10 protein-coding genes are annotated in these 12171 nt (G+C 45.6%); all 10 read right to left on the bottom strand.

What is annotated here, in order from left to right; translation table 11 throughout:
• Positions 1-39: 39 nt before the first annotated feature.
• The 10 genes from MJB10_RS13155 to MJB10_RS13200 all read right to left on the bottom strand — a co-directional run bounded on the left by MJB10_RS13155 (position 40) and on the right by MJB10_RS13200 (position 11742).
• The gene (locus MJB10_RS13155) at positions 40-390 is read right to left on the bottom strand and encodes a zinc ribbon domain-containing protein (RefSeq protein WP_314795303.1); all 351 of its coding nucleotides are present in this window, start codon (positions 388-390) and stop codon (positions 40-42) included.
• Between the two features lie 91 nt (positions 391-481).
• Complete coding sequence (locus tag MJB10_RS13160) at positions 482-2092, bottom strand: response regulator (RefSeq protein WP_314795304.1); 1611 nt, start codon at positions 2090-2092, stop codon at positions 482-484.
• A gap of 15 nt (positions 2093-2107) precedes the next feature.
• Entirely contained in the window at positions 2108-3928 is a 1821-nt protein-coding gene (locus MJB10_RS13165; RefSeq protein WP_314795306.1) for a cache domain-containing sensor histidine kinase, read from the bottom strand.
• A complete protein-coding gene (locus MJB10_RS13170) occupies positions 3870-5192 on the bottom strand; it encodes an ABC transporter substrate-binding protein (RefSeq protein ID WP_314795307.1) in 1323 nt (440 codons plus the stop codon). The genes MJB10_RS13165 and MJB10_RS13170 overlap by 59 nt, the downstream gene beginning before the upstream one ends.
• A 152-nt stretch (positions 5193-5344) precedes the next feature.
• Positions 5345-6391 carry a glycoside hydrolase family 43 protein gene (locus MJB10_RS13175; protein ID WP_314795308.1) on the bottom strand — a complete coding sequence of 349 codons (1047 nt, stop codon included), beginning with the start codon at positions 6389-6391 and terminating at the stop codon, positions 5345-5347.
• Between the two features lie 39 nt (positions 6392-6430).
• A complete protein-coding gene (locus tag MJB10_RS13180) occupies positions 6431-7261 on the bottom strand; it encodes a carbohydrate ABC transporter permease (protein WP_314795309.1) in 831 nt (276 codons plus the stop codon).
• Between the two features lie 6 nt (positions 7262-7267).
• Positions 7268-8170 carry a carbohydrate ABC transporter permease gene (locus MJB10_RS13185; RefSeq protein WP_314795311.1) on the bottom strand — a complete coding sequence of 301 codons (903 nt, stop codon included), beginning with the start codon at positions 8168-8170 and terminating at the stop codon, positions 7268-7270.
• 79 nt (positions 8171-8249) lie between these two features.
• Complete coding sequence (locus MJB10_RS13190) at positions 8250-9578, bottom strand: ABC transporter substrate-binding protein (protein ID WP_314795313.1); 1329 nt, start codon at positions 9576-9578, stop codon at positions 8250-8252.
• A 387-nt stretch (positions 9579-9965) separates the two neighbouring features.
• A complete protein-coding gene (locus MJB10_RS13195) occupies positions 9966-11138 on the bottom strand; it encodes an alanyl-tRNA editing protein (RefSeq protein ID WP_314795315.1) in 1173 nt (390 codons plus the stop codon).
• 22 nt (positions 11139-11160) lie between these two features.
• Positions 11161-11742, bottom strand: a complete 582-nt coding sequence (locus tag MJB10_RS13200) for a YdeI/OmpD-associated family protein (RefSeq protein WP_314795317.1) — start codon at positions 11740-11742, stop codon at positions 11161-11163.
• Positions 11743-12171 lie beyond the last annotated feature (429 nt).

The raw sequence follows: 12171 nt of genomic DNA on the forward strand, positions 1-12171 counted from the left end.
TTCTGAGAGAACTGCCTTGGCGCTCATAGGCTTGAACAATTACACGAAATGATGACCGCAAGATGAACAAAATTTCGTATCCGTGGCAACAACTTTGCCGCACACACATTCCTTCTCATTCCGAATCTCGGCAATCTTTTGTTCAAGATCACTAATCTCGAGTTGAATGACCGTTATTCCAGTGCAATAGTCTGCCACATGAGAGGCGACTTGATCCATATTGCCCGATTGATGCGAGGCAAACACCGATTCACCGATCAACTTGTAAATCTTATCAATCTCGCGTTCTTTCAGCGAAATTTGGGTTTTAAATTTCGTAATTTCGACCGTTTGCTGGGCTTTCTTCGCTGCTTCTGATGCGCCCTGCTTTACTTTATCAAAAAAAGACATGCCCCTTCCACTCCCTTACATCCGTCTTAAAAACAACTACTAACGAATCATATGCGGGCATGTCGCAAAGTAATACAGCCGTTATAGAATCTCACAACTCGCCAACGGCACCTTTTCCTTCTCGGAATTCGGACGGGGTGCGGTTCGTCAGCGTTTTGAAGACGCGGTTGAAATGCCGAATATTCGTAAACCCCGTAGAATCGGAAATCGATTGAATTTTCTCATCCGAGTATAGCAGCAACGACTTCGCCTTCTCAATGCGCTTCTCCGTTAAGAAATCGATAAAGGATAAGCCCTGTTTGCTTTTGAAAAGGGAACTCAGATACGACGGGCTCAGATAGACGATCTCCGCCATCATATTCAGCGTAATCGACTCTGCGTAATGCTCCTCGACGTATCGAACGACGATTTCGATTGGACTTGTGACGAACTTTTTCTTCCGATTCGCAATGCATTGGGTCAGGTCCCCCAGTAATTGCTGGCACCGTTCAGTCAGCTCCTTGCTCGATGAATACGAGTAGATGTCCACTAGCACCTGCTTTACCTCGGTATGCTGAAGCCATTGCTTCACGATCGCGAGATTCACGGCTAATTCGTAGAAGTGCAGGAGCATTTTACAAATTTGTTGATGGATGATCTCAGGGTCTTTCCACTGCTGGCATAAGGCCGATACGTAATGGATCGTCTGCTGATGCACATTCGCTAAGTCGCCTTCTTGCACGAATTGATTCAAAGCCTGCCAGTCCGCCGCCTGCCGCTCCTGCTTCTCCATGGCGATCTCTGTCACGGATTCATTGGAAAGCAGCCGATCGCCCCCGATGACCAATCGATAAAGTAAGGCTAATCCCGCCTCTTTGTACGATTTAGATATCGATTCCAGATCTTTCGCTGGGCTGCCTAACCCAAACGTAAGTGTAAAATTCGATTGTACCCGAATATCTTTGCGAATCTGATTGGTAATATGCTCAATTTCGGCAACAATGGTATCAAGTGAATCGTGATTAATCAACGCAACGACTTCATTCTCGTGATGAATGAACACATAGCTATGCAAACTTTCATTCAGACTTTCTTGAATGAACTGCTGAATATACACAGAGAAAAGCGCTGGATTCAGCTGATAGTATCGCTCATCCGTGACCGAGTCACGATCCAGCTTCGCAATTAAACAGGAAATGTACGTATGCGGAAGCGAAATGCCGACGTTCTCCAACAACTCTGTCTCCCCGTGGTGGACATTGCCCGTCAGGAGTCCTGTCAACACATGCTGCCGCATTTGATTCTGAAGCAGCAGATCTTTCCCGTTCTCTTTCGTTGGCTTCTGTTCGAGATGCCATTCTTCTTGCAATTTATGGAGCAGGGCATACAATTCTTCCCTTTGGAACGGCTTCATGAGATAATCTTTGGCACCTAGTCGCAGCGACTCACGCGCATACTGAAAGTCGTTGTATCCGCTCACCACAACACAAGCTACATGCGGATAACGCTCCTTGACGATATATTGCAGCTGTATGCCGTCTACGCGGGGCATTTTAATGTCGGTGATTAGCAAATCTGGCTGCAGAGCTTCCATTTTCTCCAAAGCTTCTGCTCCATCAGACGCCTCATCAATGACATACCAATCGCTCTGCATCTCGGCTATCATTAAACGTATGCCTTTGCGGAAAATGGCTTCATCATCCACGATAATCAGGCTCGGCATTCCACATTCTCCTTTCTAATGACCTTCAATGAGCGGTAATGTCAGTGTAATGGTCGTGCCTTCTCTTTGATTGCTTTCGATCGTGACCCCGTATTGATTCCCATAACGCAGCGCGATTCGGCGATGAACATTCATCAAACCTGTCCCGCCTGTGTCCTCCTCATTTGAGGTAACTTCAAACTTACGATCGATCAGGCGCTGCAATTGGCTAGGACTCATGCCTGCACCGTCATCTTGAATTTGAATGATCATTCGGTTATCCTTCTTCATCCCAAGTAATCGAATTGTCCCATATCCATTCCCCTTGTCGATGCCATGTACAATACTGTTCTCAATGATTGGTTGAAGCATGAAACGGATAACAGAGCACTGCAGCAAATCAGGTTGAACTTCAACATGAAATTTGATTTTATCCTCAAAACGAATCTGCTGAATCGCCATATAACCTGTCACGTGCTCGATTTCCATGGCAAGAGGTACTTGATTATGATGACTATTGATGCTGTATCTCAGCAGTTTGCTCAGATGATTCGTCATATTCACGACTTCCTTATTGCCCCCAATTTCCGCGTACATAGAAATCGATCCAAGCGTATTGTACAGAAAGTGCGGATTAATTTGGCTTTGCAAAGCTGAGATTTGAGCATTTTTCTCACGAATTTCCGATTCAAACAACCGATAGCCGAGATCACTTAATTTGGACACCATGATATTAAAGGACTGGCTGAGTTGGCCAATCTCATCTCGGCTTCGAATGGGAATGGATACGGCTAAATCGCCGAGCACGACTTTTTTCATGAGATTACGCAATTCACTGATGGGATTCGTGATGCGCAGTGCAAATAAGGTGAAAATAATGACAGCTAACAATAAACAGACCACACCAATGAGAATGATATAATTCCGTACATACACCGTGTCGTGGAGCAGAATGGATAAGGGAACCATCTCGATCATCGTCCAACCCGTTAAAGGGGACGTCACATAGGATACAAGCTCGGAATCGCCATTTTGCTTATGAACAACCGTGCCTGTTCCTCTGAACTGTTTCATCTGTTCGGCATCGAGGTCATTTAGCATGCTTTTATAAATCAGTGTGCCTTCTTGATCCACAATCATTATGTTTTTCTTCTCATTGGAGATCGCTTCAATTTTGTTGCGGATCACATTCTTATCGACATCGAGCAGCATATACCCTAGATCTGCCCCCGTATCTACACTTCGAATTTTTCTGGCAAAAGAGTACACCTGGCTGCCAGCGTCAGCGCCATTTTTGTTAAACGTGCCGAGGTACACGATTTTACCCGTTTGGGAAACCTTGGGATACCAGACTTCCTTGCTCACATCCCGCTGAGAGAAATTCGCCTGTGCCTCGGACATCGCCATGTACGTAGTCCCGCCTCGAATGCGAAAAAGCGTCAACCCCGAAATGTCCACCCTTCCATTGGCAAAAACACGTCTCGAGAAATCCTCGATAAGAATGCGTTCGTTGAACGACATCGTCGTTGCAGAGCCTTCGCCCACTTCAAGGAATTTCATAATTTGCGGGGATTGATACGGTAATAAGCTAAGTAAATTAAGCTCATTCATATAGGTATCGATGTTCGCGGTTAACTCCTTCACGACATCCATCTGGTATTTCCCTGTATTCTTCTGAATCGAATCGGAATAGCTCGTATACGTCAAATAACTGGCAATTCCTAAGGGAACTGCGATAAAGATGGCGCTCAACCCGATGAGCTTCGTCGCAATCGGTAAATGTTGAATCCAGCTTAACCTATCGTTTAGGCGTGTTTTGCTGAATTTGAAGATTGTCATCAATGATTTTTTGCGCATTCTGCAGCACCTCTTGCGGCGTGATTTGTCCCGCCATCATCTTCTCAAACTCACGCACAAGCTCATCGTTAATCGTACCTTGACGCGGCTGTTTGGGGAAATATTTCACATCATCAGCTGCGCTTGCGTAATCTGGCCGATAATTTAGCTTCTGGAATTCATCCGAAGCTACTGCTTTCTTCACAGCAGGGATATGGCCTGCTTTAGCCCAGCTGGCACCATGCGCGGCTACCCAATTCGCGAACTTCAGCGCTGCGAGTTGTTTCTGTTTATCCGGCTTCTCGTGCGTAGGCAGTGAAAACGTATGGGAATCTCCCCACACCGCTGGGTGATCATAAATTTGCGGAATTTTCGTGACTCCGAAATGTAAATGGGGTACTTTCTCTATAGCCCCAGTCCCCCATACACCTGAAATCAGGGTGGCTGCCTCTCCTTTGGCGAACGTCTGAATGGGATCGTTACTGTTGGGCAGGATAAGCTTCTTCGTGTAAAGCGAGTTCACGAACGACAACGATTGCAACGCGGACGAATTATTGATCGCCGCTGATTGGCCGTCATCTGAATAAAATCTTCCGCCATCTAGATTCATTTGGTTATAAAAGGAATACCACAGCCAAAAGGAATCAATTCGAAGATTCGGCTCTGCGAGCGGCGTGACATTCGAAGGCACATGCTGACGGATGGTTTCTAGAAAGGTGAGAAAACCTTTTTCCCCGTTCGCCAGAACTGGCTTCTCACGTTCATCCAATAGCCCAGCTTGCCTCAATAAATCCTTATTGTAATACATCACTTCGAGATGCGTATCCAGTGGAATACCGAGATGCTTATTATCCGCAACGGTGCTCTGTAGGATGGTTGGGTTGAAATCTTCCCAATGCACGCCAGCCTCCGCGGCAAGCGCATTCAAATCGGTCAAAAAACCCGCAGATGCGTATTGCGCGTACTTCGCCGAATGGACAATCGCGATATCCGGCGCTTCTTCGGTCACAATAGCCGTCGAGAGCTTCGTGTAGTAATCACCTGAATTATTGTTGATTTGATCTATTTTCACATGATCCGTATTTTCATTGTTATATTGCTGAATTAACTCGGCCATAAACTGCCCGTCACCACCGCTGAACGGTGTCCAAAATGTAATTCTCAGTTTGTTAGGTGTCTGATCACTCGCCACCGTGTCCGACTGTGACTCACAGCCAGCGAGAAATGTACTGAATACGAGAAGAACAACCGCAGCTTTCCAACCGGTTCGGTGCCGTACACGCACGTGAATCCCCCCATCTTTCAACTATCCCTCTTCATTATACAAACAAGCATTCTCCTCGCCAATGACCTATTTCTTCTAACTATGGACATATTTTTAGATCGTAGGACGAAAAAGCCGTAACATCGGACTTCGACGTTACAGCTTGTCATTGTTTATTCACCGCTTGGAACCTGAACCGGAACACCCTCCGTGATCGGAATGCCGAAATTCGGCGTACCATCCCGATTCCACGTAAATCGTTGCATGCGCACATTGCGGTTCCAGCCTGATCCTTGCGTTTTCGCTGCATGATAGATGATCCAATCTTCTTTGCCGTCCACTGACTTCGCAAATGAATTATGTCCAGGACCGAAGACAGTATCTGTTTTCGAGAATACAGCCTTCTCATGCTTTTTCCAGGAGGAAGGATTAAGAACATCGCTGTTCATGGACGAACTTAACATGCCTAAGCAATAATCATCCGTCCAGCTGCCGCTTGCTGAATAGATTACGAAGATTCGGTCGTCGTGAAGCAGCACTTGCGGTCCTTCATTGATCGTAGGATTGCCCACCAGTTCCCAGTCGTAGGTAGGTCGTGAGATTTCAACAGGCACTCCGCTAATCGTATATGGATTGCTCATAGGTGCGATATAGAGATGCTGGCTCACGTTCACCGCCCCTTCCCATCCTGACCAAATGAAATAGAGCGAGCCGTCCTTCTTCTGCAGTGTCGTTCCATCAATGGCCCAGCGGCCTGCCGTGTTCAGCATGCCCTTCTCGACATACGCAACGAGCGGATCGTCTGTCACCGATTCGAGCACGAACATGCGATGATTCTCATTCTGGCCGTCATCAGCGGCGTAATAGACATACCATTTTCCCGCGATAAAATGTAATTCGGGTGCCCAAATGTTGGCAGAGTTCGGACCTGTCGATGGCGGGAACCAGATATCTTTATAGTCTGCGTCCGCAAGGCCCGTTAACGTGGCTGATTTCCAAATTCGAATGGAGTTCCCCGTTGTATGTGTGTAGTAATAGAACCCATCTTTGGCCGTTACCCATGGATCTGCACCGTTATCGAGAATGGGGTTCGTGAATGTTTTCGCTTCTTTCGTAAGCGTTGCCGTTGCATTGCTTTCCTTCATCGTCGTTGCTGGGTCTCCTTTCGTACATCCTGTAACGAACAGGATACTCATAATGAGAATCATCCATTTACGCATAGCCAATCTTCACCTCGATCTACTGCTTGGAATGATTTTCTATTGTTTCACACCTGTCGCTGTAATGGATTGGATAAATTGCCTTTGCCCAATGATGAAAATGATGAGCGTTGGAATCGTCGATAACGTCGCAAGCGCCATTAGTTTTCCGTAGGACTGAACGAAACTTCCTGTCGCCATCACAGCGACACCTGCAGTCAAAGTCCGCATTTGAAGATCGGTCACTGTAAAGAATGGCCACACATAATCGTTGAACACGCTCATAAACGTGAAGATCGCTAGTGTCGTCACAATCGATACCGAGGATGGCATCAGGACAGAGATAAATACCTGCCATTTGTTCGCACCATCAATGCGTGCCGCCTCGATAATTTCATTAGGAAACGATTGGAAAAATTGGATGAGTAGAAAGACACCTAATGCACCGCCCGAATATGGCAAAATCAACACATAGTAGGTATTGATCAGGTTGAAATTACTAAAATTCAAATACTGGGGAAGAAATGAAATGATACCAGGAACCATCAGCGAGCCTATGAACAAAGCAAATAGTGTCCGTTTCAAAGGAATGTCTAATTTCGCTAACGCATACGCTGCCATCGCATCTACGACGATCACGAGCAGTGTCGCAGCAAATCCAACGAAGAAGGAGTTGAATATCCAACGGAAAATCGGAACCTCTACAGCACCGCCAACGAATATCGTATGGAAATTATCCATCGTAAATTCTTGGGGAAATAAATGAAATACCGGCGACATGACTTCCACATCGGTCTTGAACGAATTCGAGAACATCCACAGCATCGGAAGGATGAAGATGATGCCAAGTATGGACGCTAATAGTACATAAAAGATTTTAAACGATTTCATCGTCCACTACTCCTTCTGATTCGTGATTTTGAATTGAATGATGGACACGATCATGATCGATAAGCCCATGAGAATCGCCATCGCTGACGCGGATCCGATTTCTCTCGCCGTATAGGCAGTTTGCAGAATTCCCATTAAAAGCACCTTCGTCTCGTCACCAGCGTTACTTATGAGATTCGGCTGTGCAAATACATTGTAGGATGCTATGGTTGAGGTTATTAAGACAAAAATAAGAACGGGTCTAATAAAAGGCAAAGTAATACTCTTCAGTCTGTCCCATCCATTCGCTCCATCGATTTTGGCTGCTTCGTACAGATCTTCAGGCACACCATTAAGTGCGTTCACGAAAATAATCATGTTAAAGCCGATGGTCCACCAGAGCGTTGCAACAACAAGTGAAAACCACACAAATGGTGTATCCATTAGCCAAGGTATCGGATCAAACTCACGAATTCCTACTTTAGCCATGAGCAAATTAAGGAACCCTCCTGTAACATCGAACATTCGCTTCCAGATCACGGCCATAACCGTTGCGGAAACCGCATACGGGATGAAGTAAATAGACCGAAACAGCGATCGTAATTTCGCTGGAAGTGCATTCAGCAGTAGGGCAAAGCCAAGTCCGATCACGACTAAAAAGGGAACTGAAAACACCACGAATTTCAAGGTTGCTTTCATGCCGATGAAGAACAGATCATTCTCTTGTGTGCCATCGGTGAATATTTTCTTATAATTATCGAGTCCAACGAAGGGATGTACAGGATCTAGCAAATTATATTCTTTCAAACTAATGATGAATCCATAAATGATTGGGATTAGCGTAAACGCTATAAAGGCAATCAGGTAAGGTACTATGAATAAGCTGGACGTCAGCTTGGATTTCCAATGGGATGATGTTGTGGCAGGCAATGGTTTCCCTCCTCTTCTTCCTGTTGATGTGTAAGAGAAAACGGGTACTAAGTACCCGTCTCCCCGTGGTCAACTATCGTTATTTCTTCATGGCGGCAGTCGATTTCGCTGCTGCGTCATCGAGTGCTGCTTTTGGCTCTTTTTTACCTTGCAGAGCATTCGCTAGCTCAGTCCAGATGCTGTCGGAAATCGGACCCCAGTTCAACACTTTCGGTGCAAACTTCACATATTCAAATTCTTTCGCAACTTCTACTTGCTGCTGCGTCATGGCTTGGAAAGCTGCGCTGTCGCGCACGACTTTGGAAGCGACTGCTTGACCTGACTCAGCCCAATCGATGGAATTCGCGTTCACATATTTTAAGAAATCACCAACACCTGCTAGAACACTTGCGTCTGTAGTCGCTTTCGGAATAACGAAGTTATGGGAGCCGCCGAACACAGCTTGCTTCACTGTCCCCAATTGTGGAACAGGTGCTACGCCGTAGTTAATTTTAGCTTTATCGAAAGCATCCTTTACCCATGGTCCGTTGAAGTGCATCGCGCTTTTCCCTTGTTGGAACAAGTTGAAATCGCCGTCAGCCGCAACCGTTGGAGGTGAAACTTTCATCGTCGTCAAGCTTCTCATGAAAGTAACCGCTTCAACACCTGCTGGTGAGTTGTAGGCGATATTCCCTTTCTCGTCTATGAAGTCTCCGCCATTTTGGAACAAAATCGTTGGGAACAAGAAGTTTTGAATCCAGAACGTTGGCATCGCCGCTCCCCATATCCCCTTGGAAGGATCTGTCATCTTTTTGGCCGCATCGACGAACTGTTCACGGTTGGTTGGCGGTGCTGCAATGCCAGCAGCCTTAAACAAATCTTTATTGTAGTACATCACAAGTGGATGGATATCCAGTGGAATGCTGTACCAGTTATTGTCCTTTGTTGAATACTCGACCGTTGCTGGCGGGAAGTTGCTCTTCTCTACACCAACGGCTTTAGCAATGGCATCAACCGGTTGCAGCATATCTTTCGCAATGTAAGTAGGCGTTTGATCAAGATGCATAATGGCTACATCGGGAACACCCTTCTTGGTGGCAATCGCCGTATCTAACAGTTTGTAGTAATCACCGTTAGGTTGAATCGTCATTTTCACGACATACTTATCTTGTGATTTATTGTAGTTATCCACGATTTTCTTCATAAAAGGCCCGTCGTTGCCAGAGAACGGATTCCAGAAGTTGACGGTCACTTTCTCGCCGCTTTTCACCGTTTCTGGGGCTTTCGTTGCTTCGGCTGCCTTAGAAGCCGCTGGAGATACTGCAGCTGGAGACGTTTCCGCTGTTTTCGTTGACGTACATCCAGTCAAAATCAAAGTCATGGACAAACCTGCTGCACCTACGAGTTGTAAGCTTTTCATTTTTTTCATCGTCGTTAACTCCCTTCAATTTTAAACACACAAAGATTTGCTTGCTAATCTCGCTGAATCTGTGTCAAAATTGTAGTGAGTTGTGAATTTCGTAGAAATTCATTCTCACTACCGAGAGCGATACTAAGGAGTTCCCACGCCAATGGACCTTAGATGGCTCTTTTCTTTTTGCATCCCCGTCGCTGAAAATTTAGGTACTTCCTTGCACTCGTTGGTATCTTGCATCACCTCGAAAACGTATTTGAACCACACCCTTACTATACGGTTTTCAAGAAAACGTTACCATGACGATATTTATGGAGTAGTGGACATATTTTGGGGTTGAATAAAAAAGGGCTCTTCTCCTGGGGATCGTGTCCTTGGAGAAAAGCCCTTTACTTTTCTATGTTAATTCCCTTTCAATGCTTCCTTAGCAAACGTATAAAATGCTAGAGCCGCCGATTGGTCGGCGAATCCCGCCTGCGCCATCTTGTCACTGCCTCCGCCTTTGCCTTGATAAGTGCTGAGATGAGCTTTGAAAAAAGCTCCGCACGCTTGTGGAAACTGACCACTATGCGTAAAAATCACCTTATTCTCTGAAGTTGTCACGAGCAGAATAGGTAGATCGGTCTGACTAGCTAACGTGTTAGCCAAGCCCTGCATGTCCTTCATGGATAAATCCTCAAATTGCTGAGTAACGATGCCGGTACTGCCTGTAATCAGTTCTTTTGCCACGTAGTTATCGTACTTCGTTCTAAGCTCAGCCAACTCTTGTTGGGTTTGCTTATACTCCTGCTCCCACTTCTCCACGCGATCCATGATCTCATCTTTACCTGTATTGTACTTCGCCGAAAGCGTACCAATAATGCGCATATGCTCATTGAACTGAGCCACCGCCCGAGCGCCGCAAGCAAAATAGATGCGGGTGTTCCCCTTCATCTTCTCTGTTTTCAGCAGTTTGATGATCCCGATTTCACCTGTCGCTGAGACATGGGTGCCTCCGCATGCATTATATTCGACACCCTCGATCTCAACAATGCGAATGTTGTTCGTCACCTTCGGCTGTTTGACGATGGGCAGCTGAGCCAGCTCCTCAGGAGACACAAAATAGCTCGTAATCGCGCGATTCAGGTAAATTTGACGATTCACCTCGGCTTCAATTACCGCCAATTTGCCTGCATCCAGGTCAGTACTCTCTACATCTATAGTGCAATAATCGGTTCCGAGATGAAAACTCACCGTATTCGCCTCATAGAGGTCGCGGCACACCGCAGAGAGCAAATGCTGCCCGCTATGCTGCTGCATATGATCAAACCGGACCTGCCAATTCAGTTGGCATGAGACCTCAGTGCCCTCCGGCAAACGCTCAAGCTTATGCAGCACGTTGTCTCCCTCTAGTGATACATCAAGAACGGGAATGCCACTGATATTCCCTTGATCACAAGGCTGACCGCCCCCGTGCGGATAGAACGCCGTCTCCTCCAGGAGTACATAGACACCATCTTCTCGTTCAATGGTTTGCGTAATCGATGTATGCCACTCCTGCAGGTAGGCGGATTGGTAGTATAATTTAGATGTCATGGTTTTTTCAACTCCTCTAAGATTAAGGATAAATCTTCTCTCCATTTTCCAACATCCTAATAAAATCACTTATCCGTTTCGCACGTGTTTCTTGTTTTTTCACAGTTTGAATGCGAAACGTAATGGCATATTTATTTTGCCGATTTAATGTATCATAGAAGGCCTTCGCTTTGCTATTCTTATCCAATTCCACCGCGAAATCCGCTGGAATGCTTGCTGCACTTTGAGGCTCATAAGCATTCATCCACTGCCCGTTTTTCTTAGCAGCTTCAATCGCCTGCGAACCAGATGGCTTCATTCTCCCACTTTCAATCAGACGCTCGGCCTTTTCTTTATTCACTTTAGACCAAATACTTTTAACACCGCGAGGCGTAAACCGTTGGAGCCAGGACTGCTCATCTTTCTTTTCTTTCTGACTATCAATCCAACCATAACACAAAGCACTCTCAAGCGCCTGATCGTATGAAACCGAAGACAAACTTGCACCTTTCTTCGCTAATTGCAATCGAATGCCAGGTGATGTGTTGTGATGCAGCGCAAGCCAGTCTTCAAACGCCTGTTGATTCTCAAAAAGCATCTCTGGCAATTCGTTTTTAGGGTTCAAAGTTTTGCCTCCTAGTTTACAAAGCTCATTCTTTCCATTTTACAAATAGCCGCAATAAAAAAGCAACCAAAGTCTAATGTAATGTAGTGCTTATAAAAATTCAATCAGCCCATCACCGTAATTTGGAAGCTCCTTAATTATAGGCATGAGTATAAAACTTGGGCTATCTTACCGCATACATGACCTATTGCTTTTCTCTTAGCCATTCCTCGATCAACTAACCGTTTATAGTAAATTTTGCGGGCTCCGGTTTCTAATTAATTCTGGAATATCACAGTTTTATGTGTGTTATCACAAGCAACACATTGTGTCTTTCATTGGTTTTTATAAAATCACCCAAATACGCCCAATAGCATCCATATTCACCGAAATTCGAGCTGAATTTACATGTTATATTACCTTACATTTGGCATGAGATTTGCTTGCATC

The sequence above is a fragment of the Paenibacillus sp. MBLB1832 genome, from assembly GCF_032271945.1.
GTDB lineage: Bacteria > Bacillota > Bacilli > Paenibacillales > NBRC-103111 > Paenibacillus_E > Paenibacillus_E roseopurpureus.